The following is a 19,418-nucleotide window of genomic DNA, read 5'->3' as shown; positions in this document are numbered from 1 at the left end:
CTTCTTCTTGTCCGATGATATAGAGATCAAGATAATCTTTAATAAATCTTGTGAAAACCAAAAAATAACTGGAATTTTGATGTGGATTTGTTATTTCCATTCTCATCGACTGAATCTTCTATAATCCACAGTAAGCCTGGGTTACACATTCACTGCAAATAGATGCGAGATCTCCCTGAATCATCAGGCCAACTTTAGACTGAGATTTCCCACAAAAGATACAAAGTTGTTCAAAAACGTCGTTCCCCTTTTTTCTTAGCCATTTTAATGTGCTTTTGCGCGAACCAATACTTCATCCACCAAGCCATAAGCTTTGTCTTCTGCTGACATCCAATTGTCCTGGTCACAATCTGCTTCGATTCTGGCATGATCCTGTCCGGTGTGCTGCGCTAAAACATCATACAATTCGCTCTTCATGGCTTTGATCAATTTATAAGAAATCACCATATCGCTGAATTGTCCTTGCATACCGCCGGATGGCTGATGGATCATGACGCGGCTATACTTCAAACATGTTCTCTTTCCCTTTGTGCCTGCACTCCAGCAACACGGCTCCATAGATGCTGCGAGTCCGGTACAAATTGTGGCTACATCCGGATTCACATATTGCATGGTATCATAAATTCCAAGTCCGTCGATGACAGAACCGCCGGGGCTGTTGATGTACATTTGAATATCTTTTTGGATCACGAATCCAGAAATAATAATTGCCTGAATTACATTCGCGACATAGTCGTTGATAAGGTTACCCATGAGAAGATGATGCGGTCCATCATCAAACGACCTAGATCATCCATACCCACGACGATTCGTTTGTCTTTCTTCTATGACAGTGGTGTAAACCCTTTAATGGTGGATATCGTCGATTCCGTGTGTTTATCGAGATGCATGGAAGACATACTTAATCATAGTGTTTTTGACGTATTTCTTAAATTCATCTTGTGAAAACATATTGCTTATTTTTTTTTTTGATTAATGTTGATGGCTATTTAAATGTACGATTTTTTTCGCGAAAGGATTCTAAACTAATTTTCTCGATAGTCGGATTTACATGATTTCGAATCCATTTCATTACTTTTTATTTTGTACAGAGGTATAATATTTCATTGCCTTTTCCTTTTTTTTTTTTTTTTTTTTTTTGGTTGTCAATGATTCTTTTTACAAATCGACTTTCATTCTTTCTGAAAGTTGATGAATAGGAGTAGTACTGCGCATTTCCTCCATGACTACATCGACGACGTCATTGTAAATTGATTTCCAGTTTTGTTCGACAGTAATGGCATCTCGAATCGGTTTCCAACATGTGTTCTCTCTGTGGTAAGTAATCATGTTCCAGATCGTGTTTTCTGGTTTGCCTTTTCCATTCTTCGAAAGCCAATTGGAGAGCTGTTTCCAGAAATGCATCGGGCAAGTTCAATCCGGTTATTCTACGATTTCTTTTACGAGTTCGAGCTCCAGATATTTATCGCTTTCGCTGTCAAAATATTTTCGACATCTGCACGAAACGATCTCTCCCAAGGCTTGTTCGTCTCTGATATCAGTGGTATCGTCAAATGCTTTAATATAGAGTTCTTCATTGAGTTCAGCAGGATGTTTGCGACTGATTTCAAAATACTGCCCTGGAAATGATTAGAAACGACAATTTCCTGATCCTGGTCTTCCGGTATTTTTAAAAATATTTTCGGATGTCCTTTTCGAAGGTTTTTTCAACTTCCTGAATATTGAAATGAAAACTATGGCCCAATTCTTTATCTATGATGTGATTGTAAAGCTTTCTTCTAAAGTATCATCTACCATTATCATAAATCTGCTGGACCAACCATATTCTTTAATCATCCCATGCTCCAGTTCCACGGCATCAAGGGTGACCAAATCACCTTTTTCAACTTTTCCTTCTACGATTTTAGAGTCTGCATATTGCATTCTAAAATGTTCAACTTCCTCGTCGATTCTCTTTTCATCAATATCGATCTGATCTTAATGGCTTTTAGTTGATTTATAAATTGAGCGGTTTCGACTTTTGGTGCCAAGCCAACTTCATAAGTGAACTGATAATGCTCTTGATCGTCGGTCACTTTTTTTTCCGGAACTTCGAGCAGATCTCCCATAAAATGAACTTCATTTTTCTTTGATAATCTTCAATGGATTTATTGATCAACTTTTGGAGTTGTTCAGCCTTTATATCCTCCGAATAGAGTTTTCGGATCATGCCTTCAGGTGCTGCGCCTTGACGGAAGCCTTTGATGTGGGCATTTTTTCTCAATGTTTTGAGTTTTCTTCCACAATGGGTTTGTAGTCAGACGGTTCGACAGTAATAATCAAATGATGGTGCTGCTGACCGATGGGTTCTAATTGTATTTGCATAGATGAATGATAATCGTTGATAATGGAAAGAACAAGCTCGAGGGCTTAAAGTTGAATTTTGATTTAGCCTTTAAAAAGTGCGGGCGGAGGAGTCGAACCCACACACCTCTCGCACCAGATCCTAAGTCTGGCGTGTCTGCCAGTTTCACCACGCCCGCAAAAGAGGGGCAAAGTTAAACAATCGGAGGATATCTTGAAATCAAGTGCTTAAATATACATATATAATTATTTTATAATGTATTTATAATTATAGATAAAGCAGATAGGACTATGTCTCCGATTGCAAAATTTTGCAATGAACCATATTTTTACTTAAATTTGTCTTCTAATTCTATGCAATCCACTGCTCCCATGAAGGAGGTCCTCCCTGCTCAGCAGGAAATAGACCAGCGACAAATTCGTGCCGCCTATAGGCGATTGCTACGCGCATTGGGCAAACATCCTCTTGCAGATGAGGATCGCCAGGACATCCGTAAAGCTTTCGAATTTGCGCTGGAAGCCCATGGTAGCCAACGTCGTAAAATCGGAGAACCCTATCACACATCCACTCCAGTGGCCCGCATTTGTTACGAAGAAATGGGTCTGGGTCCTACCGCTGTCATTGGCGCTTTGTTACGATACGGTGGAGGATACGCCTATCGAACTCAAAGACGTTCAGAAAAATTTGGTGCTAAAATTGCCAAAATCGTAGATGGGCCAACCAAACTTGATGGACTTTATAATGTCGAAAGTCCGCAAGCCGAAAATTTTAAAAGTATTGTCCACTTTGCTTGATGATGTAAGGTCATCTTGATCAAAATGGCCGACAGACTTCACAATTTGCGTACGATAGACATTATGTCGCGCACCAAGCAAACTTAAAATTGCTGCAGAGACAAGTTATATCTATGCACCTCTTGCGCATCGATTGGGATTATACAATATCAAATCGGAGTTTATGGATCTGTGTCTCAAAATAACAGAACCCGAATTGTACGGGCAGATCATCGAAAAACTCAAACAAACACAAAAGGATCGCAACAAATTCATCAATGATTTTATTCGTCCGCTCAGAAACGAATTGGATCAATTGCTTATTCCATATAAAATTTACGGTAGGCCCAAAGCGATTTCTTCGATTGCCAACAAATTGAAAACTAAAAAAGTTGCATTCGAAGAAATTTACGATTTGTTTGCGGTGCGCATCGTTTTGGAAGTTCCGCCAGAAAAAGAAAAATCTGCATGTTGGTTGGTCTATTCAATCGTTACGGATGTTCATCGGCCAATTCCTGAAAGATTAAAGGATTGGATCACACTCCAAAATCAAACGGATACGAATCCTTACACACTACGGTGATTGGTCCCGGTGGCAGATATGTCGAAGTGCAGATCCGTTCGCGCAGAATGGATGAAATCGCAGAAAAGGGATTTGCAGCCCATTGGAAATACAAAGAAGTAGGTAGTATGCAAAATGTGTACGATCACTGGTTCGATAGTATTCGCGATGTTCTCGAGACGCCACACAACGATGCAATTGAATTTTTGAATGATTTTAAATCCAATCTTTATGGCGAAGAAGTATATATCTATACTCCAAAAGGAGAAATGCGGGTTTTGCCAAAAGGAGCAACCGTTTTGGATTTTGCATTTAGCATTCACACCGATGTCGGAAGTCACGCCACCGGCTTTAAAGTCAATAATAAATTAGTCCCAATGGGGCAAGCTCTGGAAAGTGGTGATCAGGTACAAGTCATTGTCAACAAGAATCAGAAACCAACAGAAGATTGGCTGAAATTGTCGTCACAGGCAAAGCCAGATCTCGCATCCGTGCGGCGCTCAAAGAGGATCAGAAAAAATTGGCAGATAGCGGTAAAGAAATTCTGGATCGCAAATTAAAAAAATAAACTGGACACAGAAGATAATATCGATGTACTGGTCAAAGTTTTAGGATTTAAATCGCGTCTTGATTTGTATCAGGCTGTTGGTGAAGAAAAACTGGACGGCACCGACAGTTTGAAAATATTTGATATCGAAAAAGGTAAACTCACTGAGCGCAAATCAGAACTGATCGAAGCGAAAGAATTCCAGCAACGATCTTTGTTTCCCGAAAGTACTATAACAGAAGGTATCCTTATCAATGGTGAACCCGGTAGACAATACCATTACAGTCTTGCACATTGTTGCAACCCACTGCATGGGGATGAGATTTTTGCATATGTGACGGCCAGCAGTGGTGTAAGAATTCATCGCGCCAACTGTCCCAATGCTGAGCATATGATGGTCAATCATGGCTATCGCATTTTAAAAAGCTGAATGGTCAGATATGACTTCTGATACCTTCAACGCCATCTTAAATGTACAAGGAATTGACGACGGACCCGGTGTCATCGAGAGACTTACACATCATATTTCTACCAAACTTGGAGTAAATATTACATCCTTCAGTATTCAAGGTCATCAGGGCACCTTTGAAGGAAAGATTGGACTCATTGTAAATAACAAAGCCCACCTTAACCTTATCATTAAAGCATTGGAGCAACTGCCCGGCATCAGCACGGTGCAACGCATCGATGCCCAGAAAGAATCGTAGGAAGTTATTAGTTGTTATTCCGACATGAAGATGCTTCAAATTAACAAGAACCTGCTGATGTCGGGAGTTAGTTGTTAGATGTTAATTTTCGTCTCTATTTGTGGATGTCTCTTATCCATTAATGCTTTATAATGTAGGTAGTTTGTTTAGGTGACATAAAAGATATATATTTTTCGTTTAACTAACGAACGTTAATTCATTGAAAAATCCCTAAAAGTAATTCTCCAAAATCCATCATCTGCGATCCATCATCCATCAACTATCAACCATCATCCATCAACCATCAACTATCAACCATCAACCATCATCCAACAACTACCACCCCATCCACCAAATTCTATATTCTATTGTGTTTTTGGTCGTATTATTGCATTGAAATATGAATTTACTTATTCCGGATCGGCGACCACTTGTTAACTGGATTTTGGTTTGTAGTTTGCTTATATTCATTTGGGCAAGTTCAGGCATGGACAGACTGTTCAGTCAGAACGAGCTTGACTTTAATTTTGAATTCTTAGGAGACGATTGCGGCATTTCTAATCGATCTATAAATGGCTTCCAGCAAGACAAGTATGGATTTTTATGGATTGGAACAGGGGATGGTCTGAATCGCTTTGATGGAAAAAGTTTTAAAATATTTAGAAATATCGAGGGTGATTCTACATCTCTTATTGATGACTTTAACCAATTTTTGGCAATAGATCCTAAGGGAGATTTGTGGGTGAGCTACAGAGGCAAAGGGATTAGTAAGTTTGATAACAATTGTCAGTGTTTTATAAATAACTACAATATCGCAAAGGAATACCCTGATTTATTTAATTACGGCTTTTCCATTTTGCGAATTGAGGCAGACAGCACTTTATGGATTGGTGGAAATTCAAATGGTTTGAATTTATTGAACCTCAAGACCCAAAAAATAAAACATTGGGATTTACCGGACCTGGAAAAAAGATTTTCAGGAATTGAGAAACAAGCCACCAATTCAATTTATCAAATATATACTAAGGATGGTAATTTATATTGGTTGATCACTGGCGCCGGCTTATACACCTTTGATAAGAGAACAGAAAAATTTGAACATTGGTCACAGGATTTGATAGATCCTTCAAAAAATAGACATGATTTTCTAGTTAAGATGGAATTGGAAGGCGATCATGGTTTTTGGCTCGCATCCAATGGTGGTCGCTTGTTCTATTTTGATTTGATGACCAGAAATTTTCTACTTCCGGGATCCGGTGACTGTAAATCGAAAGGAGATCGATTATGCCATTTATTTTATTCAAAGAAAAAGCGAAAATGAATTATGGGTCATAATTGCTTCGCGCGGTATCGGTGTTTTTAATACTAAAGAAAAAAATTCTACTTTCCGGATGAATCCTATTCTAGTCGATTGTTATTTCAATTAAATTCTACTTATTTATTATACACATTACCCAATGGAGTCGTATATGGTGCAGCGCTGGAAGGATTAATTAAATTGAACCCGCATGCAAAAATATTTAATTTTAATGAATTAAAAATTGAAAATAGCCAATATTCCAATCAATTCCATTTTTCAAAAATATTTGAAGATACAAGTCATCACTCCATTTATTTTGCGACATTATTTGGAAATGGTTTTAATGTAATGAATAAAAAAACCGGCGAAATTGATAATTATCCGGTGGACTATAGCCGCGTGCCAAAAGAAAAATTCATGAAAGTTTTTGATGCTACTCAGGACGATGAAGGAAATATTTGGGTTGTTGGAAATACAGATGTATATGAATTTAAGGGGCTTAAAAAGCAACTTATAAAACTGGTAGATCCTTTTCAAAAGGAAGAGCAAGATAGTAATTATATTGTTAGCCGGATTATTAAGGACAAGGATGGTACGTTATGGATCCTGACAAACAAAGGTGGATTGCATACATTTGATCCTTTGAAAAAGAAAATATCGCCAAGATTAAACAATAGTCTGAATAAATATAAATTGCCAACCTACATTTTAAAAATGGAGTGTAGTCCAAAGGGTCAAATTTGGCTGGGAAGCAAAACGGATATCGTTTATTTTGACAAAGAAAATTTGCACACTGTTTATATCGACAATGAAGTATATCATGAGAAGATCAAAGATGGATTTTCCACCATGTCTTTAGATACTTCGGTAATGCTTGGGTAAGTGTTTATTCCGGCGGATTGTTGCATCTTGAATATGATCAAAGAAGTTTTAAAGCAGAGGTTCTTGATAAATCAAAGGGTTTACCTAACGATCGAGTGTATCAATTATGTGTTGATCATCTTGGCTATTTGTGGATTTCAACAATCAAAGGGGTTTATTCTTATAATCCACAAACGAATTATTTCAGGCATTTTGACAAAAATGATGGTATGGATCCCAATTCTATATCTATTCGTTTTTTTCAGGACCGCCAAAATAAATTGCTTCTTGCTGTGCCGGGAAAATATTCTAAAGTAAATTTTGATGCACTGACGCGAAATTATTCCCAACCTTTGGTATATATTGAGAAATTCAATGCTCAGAATAAAGAAAGAATAGTACCATTTACAGATCAATTGAGTTTTAAACTTGCGCCTTCTGAAAATTATTTTTCGATTGAATTTTCTTGTATTGATTTCGAAAATCAATCCAATCATCGATTTTCATACATGTTGGAAGGTTGGGATAAAGAATGGATAGATTGCGGCATCAGGCGTTATGCCAGTTATAGTAATTTAAATGGTGGCCAGTATATTTTTAAAGTTAGAGTAGCGGCAGATGATGGGCAATGGAGTGATCCTATTCAGGTTCCGGTTTATATTGATTCGCCGTTTTATAAAAAAACCTGGTTCATTATCATCACTGCATTGTTTTTTAGTTTTATGATTTATGCTTTATATTTATTTCGCATTCGACAAATTGAAGCCACCGAGCGCATAAAAACTGAATTTAACAGACAACTAACGGAATCGCGCATAGAGGCGCTCAGGGCACAAATGAACCCCCACTTTATTTTTTAATTGTCTGAACTCCATTAATCGCTATATTATCAAAAGCGATGTGAAGACGTCCTCGCTATATCTCACCAGATTTGCAAAATTAATGCGTCTCATACTGGATAATTCTGAACAAAAGCAAGTGGTATTATCCAACGAATTGGAAGCACTTCGATTATATATTGAAATGGAAGCACTGAGATTTGACCATAAATTCAGTTATGAGATTTATATTGACAAAATTTAGATACTGACCAGCTTGAAATTCCACCTTTGATCATTCAGCCTTTTGTAGAAAATGCAATTTGGCACGGTTTGCTCCCAAAAGAATCAAATGGACATTTATCCATAAGCCTTTCTTCACAAGGTGATAGTCTGGAAATAATAATAGCTGATAATGGAATAGGAAGGGCAAAAGCGGATTCTTATAAAAGTACAAGTTCTCCAACGAGGAAATCCATGGGAATGAAGCTTACCGAGGAAAGGCTTAAATTAGCTGCCGAGAATTTAGAAAAAGCAGGATCTCAGAAAATTATAGATTTGTTTGACGAACAGGGAAATCCTTCTGGAACAAAAGTAGTATTAACGATACCAATATAGAATCATGATTCAGGCGCTTATTATTGATGATGAAAGGAATTGCATTGAAATGCTTGAATGGCTTTTACAAACCTACTGTCCCGACGTAGCTATTCTTGCAACTTGTAACTCAGGCGAATCTGGAATTGAAGCGATAAGCAGGTTGCGTCCCCAATTGGTGTTTCTGGATATCGAAATGCCTAAAATGAACGGATTTGATGTGCTTGAACATTTAAAGGAAATTTCTTTTGAAGTTGTGTTTACCACAGCTTACGACAATTTTGCAGTGCGGGCTTTTAAATATGCGGCTTTAAATTATTTACTCAAGCCTATAGATCCTGAAGACTTGCAGGCGACGATCAAGCGACTTCAGGAAAAACTTACGATGCCCTCCAAAGAACAAATGGATCTGTTATTTCAGAATTTGTTAAATCCCAAAACACAAGTGGAGCGGATTGCCTTATCAACTGATGACGGCCTGGTTTTTGTCCAAACTTCACAAATTACCTATTGCAAGGCAGAAAGCAATTATACATACGTAGCGATGTCTGATGGCAAGAAAATACTCGTTGCTAAAACCCTTAAAGAAATAGACGAGACATTGTCCGGTAAGGATTTTTTCAGAGTGCACAACTCGTATTTGGTGAATGTAAATCACATTTTGAAGTTTGTAAGGGGTGATGGGGGGTATATTGTGATGCCCGATAAAACCGAGATCATCATTTCAAGGAGTAAAAAGGACGAATTTTTTCGACTTTTTGCCAAATTTTAAGTTTCGCACAGCCTTCCACTAAGGAATCCTGTAAACTACTCATAATTTAAGCCATTCACTAATTGATAAGCCGGAAGGCTTGAGGCACCACCTACCTTTGACTTATGAATTGCAGATATCATATCAAAAGAATAAAGGAGATACTCGGAATTAACCGGTATGACCTGTTTTTTCTGGTCACAGTAGTGTTTATTTTGTTTTTGATCCTTTATTTATTTAAATGAAGGTGTGGACCTTTGCTTGGGACCGGAAGCAGCTTGCCATTTATCCACTTTTATGTGATGCAAAAGTTCTTTAATGCTTTCGAATTTTGTGACGAAATAATTAAATCTAAACTTATAAAAAATGATCTTACAATCAAACAATCAAACTCAGAATTTAAATTCACTTTTACAACTCATGGGCAAACCTGAACCCCGCGTATCCAGCCAAAAAACAAACCAATTGTCGTTTCGCGAGGAAGCATGCGAGCACGTCCAATATCAAGTTTCCAATAACTGTGCTTTCATCACTTTAAACAGAGCTGAAAAAATGAATAGTTTGCACAGAGGGATGTTGGTTCAAATTTCCGCCTACCTCGATCAAGCTGAATTGGATCAGGAGGTAAGGATCATTGTGATCAAAGGAAATCAGAAAGCTTTTTGTACAGGACAGGATCTTGGAGAATTACTTGATGAAAATCCACCAACTGTTGAGGAGTTATTAAAGAATTACCACGATCCGATCGTACTAAAGATCAGTAAATCCTCAAAACCTGTAATAGCCGCTGTCAACGGAGTAGCTGCAGGTGCCGGAGCCGTTTTTGCAATGGCATGTGATATTGTTGTAGCCAGTGATAAAGCCAGTTTTATTTTTGGTTTTTCTCAAATAGGATTGACATCCGGAAGTGGGGGAAGTTATTTTTTAACGAGAAAAGTCGGAGCTCAAAAAGCAGCAGCATTATTAATGTTAGGTGAAAAAATGAATGCACAAGAAGCAGAGAGAATTGGTATGATATATAAAGTGATCCCCCAGGATACATTTGAAGCAGAACTTGGAGTGATGGTCGCTAAAATGGCGCAATTGCCGGCACTGAGTCTACAACTTACCAAACAACTAATTTCTCATTCATCTCATAACGATTTGGATGCACAAATTCTTTTAGAAAGAGAAGCAAAATGTCGTGCAGGAAATAGCCCAGATTTTGCAGAAGGAGTCAACGCTTTTATTTCGAAACGAAAGCCCGTATTTAATCAGAATAATGGAATCCCTCGTCCTGCGGATTGCATTACAAGAATAAATATTAATACTAATAAGGAATTCCTTAGTAAGCAATCATGTATCACTGGATAAATTCTTATTAATAAGTCAAATTTTATGGTGTCCATTCAATCAACAAATATTTATCCGCAACTTGAAGAGCTCTTCTCTGGATTCCTTATCAATAATGGGGATTCTAATAAAAAAGAGTTGGAAAAATTGTTTGCCTTTTGTACGGAAGGAATGGAGCGGAGTTCTGAAAAATTGCTTTCCACTATAATCATTAAAGCGCTCAATAAGCGAATATGTTCAAATGTAATAGACGAAAATATCTACGAAAAATGCTATGAGATCCCCAGATTCAGTTATTTAATATACTTATTGAGAAATTCCCATTTGTTAAATACAGTCAGCAAATTACCAACACAGCCATTGCTAATTTAATTCAGAATGAAAGGGAAGCAACTATTATAGATATAGGGATAGGTCAAGGGACTCAGATTCTGAATATTCTTGATTTATTGAAGCATTCTGAAAAACTTGAAAAATTGGTTGTCGTGGGCATTGAGCCTTTTTCTAATGCATTGGCAACAGCGCAAGAGCGCATCATGTCGTTTAGCACTGCACTCTCTTTTGAAGTTGAATTTATAGCAAGACAAGAATACATTGAACAAATGGATTTTACGTCACTTTCCAAATTGCCGGGTAAAATTGTTGTCAATGCATCTTTGGCCTTACATCACATTCAGTCTGAAGAACAAAGGCTAAAAACGATTGAGAGCGTCAAGAGCTTAAATCCGGCAGCATTTGTTTTGATCGAACCCAATGTCAACCATTTTGAACCAGATCTGATGAAACGACTCAAACAATGTTTTCATCATTTCTACAGCATTTTTAAAGTGATTGATAATTTGGAAATAGAGGAAACAGATAAAAATGCACTCAAATTATTCTTTGGCAGAGAAATCGAAGATATTTTGGGAAAACAGGAAGCTGATCGATACGAAAAGCATGAGAAAGCTACACAGTGGATCGATCGCCTGGTAAAAAGCCAGTTTAATATACCTAAGGATGTTTTAAAACTTCCATTGGAATCGCATTTGGGTGTAAAAATGAAGTACCACCAGGAAGGCTTTTTTGGATTTACCTATGAAGAGGAAACGGTCTTAGCAGTCATTTATGCAAACTAAAATTGGATCTGTAATGAAATCATTTTTTAACGACTATTTATTAGCAGCAAAACAAAGAATTTCTGATGTGAATCAAAAATATAAATTGCTTCTTGATAAAAATGAACAAACTATAGATATCGATTTGCAATGGAAGGAAATGGTTTTGGATGAACTCAGGGCTGCTCATTGGAACAGGTATCCGGACGCTGATCATAGCGATATCGAATCAAAAATTGCAGATTATTGCGGCCTTAAACGTGAGAATATTGTCCTAAGTCCGGGATCTGCATCTATCATCACGACTTTACTGAACTACTTTGCATTGAATCGTAAAAGTATTTTTATCACCCAACCATCCTATTCCTTGTTTGATTATCATTGTAAGACTTACAACATTCAATATCAACCATGGTTTCTAACAGATAAATTAGAGTATGCTTATGACAGGCTACCTGAGCTTGGAAAAAATTCAGTATTGATTATTACGTCTCCAAATAACCCAGTTGGAAATTCATTTGATATTAATTACCTTGAATTTCTATTGAATTTGTATCCAGAATCCATGATCATTGTTGATGCTGTTTATTGTGAATTTGGAAATGTGGATTATACACCGCTAGTCATGAAATATAAAAATCTGATTGTTCTAAGGTCATTTTCAAAGGCATTTCCGGTAGCTGGTTTGCGTTTGGGGTATTTATGTGCAGCACCGGAAACTACTGCAGCTCTTAAAAAATTATTTCTCCAATTTTCCATTAGCTATTTCTCGCTGATTTTTGCAAGGAAAATGTTATTTACTCCTGAGTTTATGGAGTTGTCTGCCAAAAGAGTCAAAGCGATCATCAAAGAAAGAAACTTGATGTATGAAATGCTCCAATCTGATGAATTTAAAAATGTACTTTATGCTTATCCATCTCAGGGCAACTTTTTGCTGATCAAAGTCTATAATGAAGATTTGTTCTCAAAACTTGCTGAGAGTCTGGCCTCAAACGGGATTAAAGTATTAAATGCAAACAACTTTTCGATGTTGGAAAATACTTTCAGAGTTTCTATAGGCACTCCTAAAGAAAATCAAATGTTTTTAGAAATTCTGAAAAACATCATTGATAACATAATCCAATCCAAAAGTATTCAAGCTCAGCTCTTGACTGTTAATTGATGCTGAAGCACAATAGGAAGAATCATATGCTGAGTATTTAGGGAAAATTGAGGATTATGGAGAAATAAACCCTATTATACATACTCTTCCTGGGGGTTAAGACTTGTCCTCCGCAGGAGGCAAACTCAGTTTTCCAAACGGATTCTAAATCAATTCATTTTCTTATTATTCTCACGCCGTTTGGCGTAAATTATCAAACATAATTCACTCTCAATTTTCTGTTCTCTAATCCACACTCCATCATCGATGCTCCTTTCTCCTTACTTTCATGCGATTAATTATCTCTACAAAATTGGGTATTTCTATTGTTAAGAAAATGTTAAATACTCTATAAACATACCTCTCATATATATATATATATATATATCAACCGGAAAGGAAGATGATTGACACCCGCTCAAAATCATCAGTGAATTGGATCACTTCTAATATTTAATTTATGGACCCCATTGAATTTACACTGCCCGTTTGTTTAGGGCTGATGAGGTGATTAGATTGCCCATCAGCTTAAAATTCAAAGTTTTTACTTACCTTTAGTAAGGTATTGAAGTTCATAATCTTAGTCTTTTTCAACAACATTGAATGGACTTAAGTTTATATAAATTTTAAATACAACAACATGAAAACCTCAAATATTTTAACACTTAAAAAATTTCTTTTAATAATATTAATTTTATTCTTCCTGTTCAAATCAGGATTTGCTCAATCTCCATGTTCGATCCAATATACATTTACTGTGTCAGGAGATTCTACGACCTGCCAATACACCTTTACACCCAATATTCCAACGCAAGGGGTTTGCTCCATCACTTGGGATATTGAAAGTAGCGGATATTATGGTATACCCTGCGATCCGTCTAACATCACAGCCAATCCACTCACCTATAATTTTTGCTTTGGTGGCAATTATAAAGTGACGATGTGGGTTCATTTTTGTAATGGTCAGTCATGTTATGTGTCTCAGACTGTTTACATTGGTTGTGTGGATGCAGATAAATGCGATCCTGACCCGGATCGGGTTGACGATATTTCTAATCCAAAAGTGGAGGTGACTTATATTTCTCCGGATACTTGTAATTTTAATAGTGTGCAGACTGTAACGGGATGTATGTTCAGCGCAACTCCTGGAGGCAATTATTACATTTCCTGCGGTTGGCGCTGGGCATTGCGAGTGCATCCGACGAGTTGCAATTATTGGACTTATTATGTGCAATATGATTCAATACGATCTTGTGGAAATTATAGTTGCATCAGAAGAACATTGGATACAAATGTTCTATGTATTAAAGCCTACATAGATCGCCCAATATATATAGTGGCTACTGCCAACTCCTGTTGTTTACCAGCGGGATATCAAAGAGGACTTTATTGGACTCCAACGCCCGCCAGTGGTAATTACAATCCTATTGGAGATCCGACTCCAACAGTAAGCACTCTTTGTACAGCTTACCGCAACTGTCCGAATTATACTTACTGCATCGAAAACCCGCAAGACCTGAACCAAACCAGTGGCTGGCCGGCAACATGTTTTTCAGGAGGTGGATTTTCGGAACAACGATTGAGTAAGATCGACGCGAGCCAATTTGCTAAGCAGCAACATGTAGAAATTTACAATCTGCAAGGCGGAAAATTATTTGATGGCCTGTGGAAGTTTACAGCACATCCTTCTGCAGGAAACGTAGTCTTTCCGGGAACTATTAAGTCTGGTATTTACTTTGTGAATTTTGTAGATTTGCAAACCAGCGTTAAATTGGTGAATATTAAGGAGTAAAAGAGTTGAATTGAAACCGGGTGAAGTGTGCGCAAATTTTATTTCTAAGACATTAGTAGATATACTGCATCCGGTTTTGGTTTTGTTAAGCCCAAATCATAACATGAAAAGCAATAGATGTAAACTTATTATTGTAAGTTGGCTTTGATGGCATTCCTGATGAAGGCTCAATCTGGAATCAGCCAATGCAGTTTTCAGTATATATCGAATGATACAGCCCATCAGGATTACATTGATATTGTTTTTGAGGAGGATTCTACAAAAAACATCATCAGTTTTGGATCCAGATTTAGCAGATACAATACTAGTAATTCTATATTCAATGCTCTGGTATTTCAGAAATTTTCTGAATGCGGTGAATTATTACAATATAATGCTAATTTTACCTATGGGTCTTATTTATTGCGTCCTGAAAGACTTCCATATCATCCCAGTTACTTTCCCGAAGAATTCATCGGAAATCATTGCCTCCAAACGGGTCAGGATCGATTTGTGTGTGCAGTCAAGGTTCAGGATAGCATAAGTCGATTGCGTTATGTGATGCTTGTTGAAATAAACAATGAAGGTGAATTTATCAAACACGGCGTAAGTCCTATATCAGCTCAAAAGGCCAATCAGTTTTTGCTGAGCCATTTGATTCAGTTAACCAATAAACAGTTTATCGCCATCTTATGGGATTTGGCAACAGGGTATGAATTTTTATATTTTGATGAAGCATTGGAATTCCAATATGCAAAGACATTCACCATTGATCGCGGCATTCGCGCGATCAAAGCTTTACCAAATGGAGATTTTATTTGTACTGCGGCTGCAAGCGATAAGTACGGCTTCCAGTTTTACAGAATGGATAGTTTAGCACAAATAAAATGGATTCAAACAACCGTAGAGGTATTTGGAAGTATCAGAGATCTTATTGTCCAAAATGACAGCATCTATCTTGTAGGGAATTATGGCAATACCGCAGCATTATTAATTGCTAATTTAAAAGGTAATATCTTACAATCCTATTTATACATTCAACAGCCTTATTGTAGTCAGCGTTTTAGCAGTGTTCTACTCAATGACGATCGATGGGTATCAGTTGGGGCATATGTGAGACATTGCGACCCAGATGATCCCAGAGGCGCTGACCTTGCCATTTTTACCATCGATTCAAATGGAAGTATAAGAAAACAAGAGACTTTCAATTTTATCAATCGATTGGGAAATGGCAATTCAAGTCAAAAAAATTACTTTACTGATTTTGGTGGTTATGGTTTGACAAAAACTTTAGACCAGGGTTTATTGATGTTCGGTACTTCCATGTACAGTGATGTCAATTCCAGTGCGGTCTTACACCACGATGCTTTGTTGGTAAAAACAAAGCCACAGCATGTAGTCCAAACTAAAAATCAGCTTGATGGGTTAAGTTTAGATATCAAACTTAAAACAAATCTTGTCCAAAATGAATTGGAATTAATTGGCCCAATTCAGAATATTCAAAACTGGTGGATTTCAGATTTGTATGGCAATATTGTTGATTCCGGAAGTGAATGGATCAATCCAATGCAATTGAATTCCATACGGAGTGGTCTCGGTTTTTTGCATGTAGAATTTATGTTCGCCTATAGCAATAGTTTTAAATTTATTTGCATCAAATGAACCTGTTGTTTCAAAAACACTTTCAATGTATGATTTTGAAACCATGTTTGGTTTTAATACTAATTTGTTGCAGTGTTTTGATTTATGCTCAATGTACTCCTCCTCCTTCCGAAACTTGTGAAGAAACGATTCCATTCTGCTCGTTGAATCAGCTAAACGGATATACTTGTACAACAAATAGTTTTATTCAAAGCGTGTTGGAAACTGGATGCGCTGGTGGCAGTTCTAATAATCGTACATGGATTGCTTTTATTAGCACTGGTGGAAGTGTGACCATTACTTTAAGTGTTGGAAATTGTCCAATAGCAAATTTCCCTGGTTTTGGTATTTGTCCGGGTTTCTGGGGGGATTGTCATTGCAATGAAGAAATTTTATGTCAGCCAGGATACATTCAAGAAAATAACTCAATGAGTTATACAATGAACTTACAAGCATGCAAAATTTATTATATAACATTGGATCATGGTGACGATCAATGCGACTTCACCATCACCACCTCAGGCGGCAATCCACCTAACTTAATATTAAGCCCGAGCAACAATAAAGTTTCCGGCATCATTGAGCCCGTATGCGAAGGTTATTGCGATTATTCATTTTTGTGGATCCTGGTGGTTGCCAAGCGGCTCATTTTGAATGGACCCTGGATGGAGTGCCAGTTGGAACAAATAAACCTGATCTCAAACTGGATTTTCCACAAGCCGGTGATTTTAGATTGTGTGTGAGCGCAACCGTAGGCAATCCACACAATGGAGCAATCTGTCTGGAGCAGGGTCCTGTTTGTACGACGGTCAAAGTTCGTCGCCATGCTGACCGGAACGGAACCCTGCGTACACTTTGTTCTGAAACTGCCGCTGCCGGCACTTATCGCTGGCATTCGCAGCTCATTCAAACATCCGGGATCTACCGGGAAACCTTTACGGATGCCGTTTGCTGTCCCTACGACTCGGTTGTTGAGTTTCGGGTGCTGCCCAAACCCGAACCTCCGGATGTGTATTACATCACTTGCAACAATGTACCCTATGTAGATGCAATGGGCCGGCGCTGGTCGCCTTGCCGTACACAGGAAATCATCGACTTCTCAAAATTCACGGAACCCTACAAATGCGATAGTTCGATCCGGCTCACTGCTGTGAATGTGGACATTGGAGCCGACTGGAAAGCTGCCTGCATGAACGGTAAAGTAGAATTGAACCCCAAAATCAAAATTGTAAAACCCTGCGAAGCAGGGGAGAGCTATGAGTATGAATACAAATGGTATCGCAAAACGGATACGCTGAAAAAGACCCTGTCAACCGACGAACGACTGTTAGTTGATTCAGTGCAGTTCCAATACTGTGTAGATGTACAGGTCAAAGTGCGACTGGGAACGGCCATAGCCATGTGCAACAAAACATTCTGCGATACGATCAATAAGATCAAAGCGCTGGGAAGTCAGGATAGTATCCGATTAAGGCATTGTGATTCCGTCACCATCAACAACAAAACTTATACTCAATCCGATACCTTCACCCAGTTATGGACCAATGTGTTTGGCTGTGATAGTTTGGTATTTACGGAACTAAATATATCAAAAAGCAGTTCGTCCTCGGTTCAACAAATGGAATGCGATTCGGTAAATATTAATGGCCAGAGTTATTATCAAAGCGGAACATATATGCAGACCTTGCAAAATGCAAATCAATGTGATAGTATTATAAAGCTGGATCTCATCATTGAAAAAAGTTCACAGAAGATAATAAATCTCAATGAATGCGACTCCGTTGAGTTTAATGGCCAGATCTATTATCAATCGGGCAATTACCGGCAGCAATTTTTTACATCACTTGGCTGTGATAGTATATTAAACCTGGAGATCAACATTGCAAAAAGCAGTAAAACGGATGTCCTACTCAGTGGCTGTGATTCTATCATGATAAATGGCACCAACTATAAGCAATCTGCTACATTTACGCAGCACTTAAAAAACCAAGTCGGCTGCGATAGTATCATTGCCACGGAACTAGTCATTCACAAAAGCAGTTCGACAGATTTGAGAATCAGCTCCTGTGATTCAATAAAAGTCAACAATGAGTTATATACAAATACAGGAGATTACACAAATTGATTACAAGTTCAAACGGATGTGATAGTGTATTACATCTACATCTCGATATACCCAAAAGCAGCAGTGTTAGACTGGTAAGCAGAGCTTGCGGCTCACTAACGATCAATGGAGAATTATACACCTCTAGTGGGACCTACCAGCAAGTACTGAGCAACACAGCTGGCTGCGATAGTATTTTAATTTTGGATCTTAGCATACACAAAAGCTATTTTGATAGTGTGTATTTGACTGACTGCGATTCGGTGGTGTATCTGGGGCAGACTTATAAAACCAGTGGTCAGTATCCCTTAAACCACCAAAGTACAAATGGCTGCGACAGCACGATAAATGTATTTATAAATATCCCCAATAGCAAAGCCACTGTATACAAACATGCGACTTGCGATTCAGCCACAATCAATGGAACGACCTATACCCAGTCCGGCATCTACACACAAACACTCAGCAGTGCCAATGGCTGTGACAGTAGCCTGCAAATCGAATTAAATATATTTACAAAGACCGCCGGTCAGATCACATGGACGGCTTGTGATAGTGCTGAAATTAACGGAATCAGCTATCTTCAATCCGGTAATTATATGCAATTGCTAAAAAATACAAATTTATGCGATAGTACACTGGACATTAGCTTGAATTTATCAAAAAGTTCAACGGAAGCATTAAAATTAAAAAGTTGTGATTCAGTACGGGTGAACGGGCAGCTATATTCTCAAAGCGGAATCTATACTCAAGTCTTAAAAAATTCAGCCCAATGCGATAGTATACTGACAATTGATTTTACGCGACAACAAAGCAGCAGTGCAGACCTGAGTTACAAATCCTGTGATTCGATTGAAGTAAACCGACAAGTATATAAACAGTCTGGCAATTATAAACAGACATTGGTCAATGTAAACAACTGTGATAGTATCATCAATTTGCAAATTGAAATTACAAAAGCAGTGCAGAAAATCTGTCTATCCAACAATGCGATTCTGTTGAAGTCAACGGTCAGTTTTACACCCAAAGCGGAATCTATACTCAAGTCCTAAAGAATGCAGCTCAATGCGATAGTATCCTGCAACTGGAGATC

General features: G+C 37.8%; 17 protein-coding genes, 1 tRNA gene and 2 pseudogenes. 14 read left to right on the top strand and 6 right to left on the bottom strand.

All coding sequences use genetic code 11. From position 1 onward, the window contains the following. Positions 1–118: 118 nt before the first annotated feature. The 6 genes and pseudogenes from IPM92_16820 to IPM92_16795 form a co-directional block, all read right to left on the bottom strand. Complete coding sequence (locus IPM92_16820; GenBank protein MBK9109976.1) at positions 119–289, bottom strand: ClpX C4-type zinc finger protein; 171 nt, start codon at positions 287–289, stop codon at positions 119–121. Further along, positions 265–951, bottom strand: a pseudogene (locus tag IPM92_16815) (ATP-dependent Clp protease proteolytic subunit). Before IPM92_16815 ends, IPM92_16820 begins: the two are co-directional and overlap by 25 nt. A gap of 207 nt (positions 952–1,158) precedes the next feature. Beyond that, on the bottom strand, positions 1,159–1,404 hold the full coding sequence (locus IPM92_16810; protein MBK9109975.1) for a hypothetical protein: 246 nt from the start codon (positions 1,402–1,404) through the stop codon (positions 1,159–1,161). A gap of 348 nt (positions 1,405–1,752) precedes the next feature. Beyond that, complete coding sequence (locus IPM92_16805) at positions 1,753–1,923, bottom strand: hypothetical protein (GenBank protein ID MBK9109974.1); 171 nt, start codon at positions 1,921–1,923, stop codon at positions 1,753–1,755. A gap of 148 nt (positions 1,924–2,071) precedes the next feature. Next, positions 2,072–2,263, bottom strand: a complete 192-nt coding sequence (locus IPM92_16800; protein MBK9109973.1) for a hypothetical protein — start codon at positions 2,261–2,263, stop codon at positions 2,072–2,074. A gap of 179 nt (positions 2,264–2,442) precedes the next feature. Then, a tRNA-Leu gene (locus tag IPM92_16795) sits at positions 2,443–2,522 on the bottom strand. Between the two features lie 193 nt (positions 2,523–2,715). Between IPM92_16795 and IPM92_16790 the strand changes: the two are divergent. From IPM92_16790 to IPM92_16725, 14 genes and pseudogenes are all read left to right on the top strand, one after another. After that, positions 2,716–4,933: pseudogene (locus tag IPM92_16790) on the top strand (bifunctional (p)ppGpp synthetase/guanosine-3',5'-bis(diphosphate) 3'-pyrophosphohydrolase). 379 nt (positions 4,934–5,312) lie between these two features. After that, positions 5,313–6,233 carry a hypothetical protein gene (locus IPM92_16785; GenBank protein MBK9109972.1) on the top strand — a complete coding sequence of 307 codons (921 nt, stop codon included), beginning with the start codon at positions 5,313–5,315 and terminating at the stop codon, positions 6,231–6,233. A gap of 90 nt (positions 6,234–6,323) precedes the next feature. Beyond that, on the top strand, positions 6,324–7,094 hold the full coding sequence (locus tag IPM92_16780; GenBank protein ID MBK9109971.1) for a hypothetical protein: 771 nt from the start codon (positions 6,324–6,326) through the stop codon (positions 7,092–7,094). A gap of 17 nt (positions 7,095–7,111) precedes the next feature. Next, entirely contained in the window at positions 7,112–7,933 is an 822-nt protein-coding gene (locus IPM92_16775) for a hypothetical protein (GenBank protein ID MBK9109970.1), read from the top strand. Between the two features lie 4 nt (positions 7,934–7,937). Next, a complete protein-coding gene (locus tag IPM92_16770) occupies positions 7,938–8,156 on the top strand; it encodes a histidine kinase (protein MBK9109969.1) in 219 nt (72 codons plus the stop codon). A 26-nt stretch (positions 8,157–8,182) separates the two neighbouring features. Continuing rightward, the gene (locus IPM92_16765; GenBank protein MBK9109968.1) at positions 8,183–8,509 is read left to right on the top strand and encodes a hypothetical protein; all 327 of its coding nucleotides are present in this window, start codon (positions 8,183–8,185) and stop codon (positions 8,507–8,509) included. Between the two features lie 4 nt (positions 8,510–8,513). Beyond that, complete coding sequence (locus IPM92_16760; protein MBK9109967.1) at positions 8,514–9,260, top strand: response regulator transcription factor; 747 nt, start codon at positions 8,514–8,516, stop codon at positions 9,258–9,260. A 399-nt stretch (positions 9,261–9,659) separates the two neighbouring features. Then, entirely contained in the window at positions 9,660–10,592 is a 933-nt protein-coding gene (locus IPM92_16755) for an enoyl-CoA hydratase/isomerase family protein (protein MBK9109966.1), read from the top strand. A gap of 266 nt (positions 10,593–10,858) precedes the next feature. Next, entirely contained in the window at positions 10,859–11,689 is an 831-nt protein-coding gene (locus IPM92_16750; protein ID MBK9109965.1) for a hypothetical protein, read from the top strand. A 13-nt stretch (positions 11,690–11,702) separates the two neighbouring features. Beyond that, the gene (locus IPM92_16745) at positions 11,703–12,830 is read left to right on the top strand and encodes a histidinol-phosphate aminotransferase family protein (GenBank protein ID MBK9109964.1); all 1,128 of its coding nucleotides are present in this window, start codon (positions 11,703–11,705) and stop codon (positions 12,828–12,830) included. Between the two features lie 619 nt (positions 12,831–13,449). Continuing rightward, a complete protein-coding gene (locus IPM92_16740; protein ID MBK9109963.1) occupies positions 13,450–14,601 on the top strand; it encodes a hypothetical protein in 1,152 nt (383 codons plus the stop codon). A 159-nt stretch (positions 14,602–14,760) separates the two neighbouring features. Further along, the gene (locus tag IPM92_16735; GenBank protein ID MBK9109962.1) at positions 14,761–16,242 is read left to right on the top strand and encodes a hypothetical protein; all 1,482 of its coding nucleotides are present in this window, start codon (positions 14,761–14,763) and stop codon (positions 16,240–16,242) included. 568 nt (positions 16,243–16,810) lie between these two features. Then, positions 16,811–18,346 (top strand): hypothetical protein, encoded by a 1,536-nt coding sequence (locus IPM92_16730; protein MBK9109961.1) that lies wholly within the window; start codon positions 16,811–16,813, stop codon positions 18,344–18,346. Beyond that, positions 18,343–19,377 carry a hypothetical protein gene (locus IPM92_16725; GenBank protein ID MBK9109960.1) on the top strand — a complete coding sequence of 345 codons (1,035 nt, stop codon included), beginning with the start codon at positions 18,343–18,345 and terminating at the stop codon, positions 19,375–19,377. The genes IPM92_16730 and IPM92_16725 overlap by 4 nt, the downstream gene beginning before the upstream one ends. The last annotated feature ends 41 nt before the right edge of the window (positions 19,378–19,418 follow it).

The sequence above is a fragment of the Saprospiraceae bacterium genome, assembly GCA_016719615.1.
GTDB lineage: Bacteria > Bacteroidota > Bacteroidia > Chitinophagales > Saprospiraceae > Vicinibacter.
Note: the sequence above shows the minus strand (reverse complement) of the source record. Positions and strands in the feature narration are given on the sequence as shown.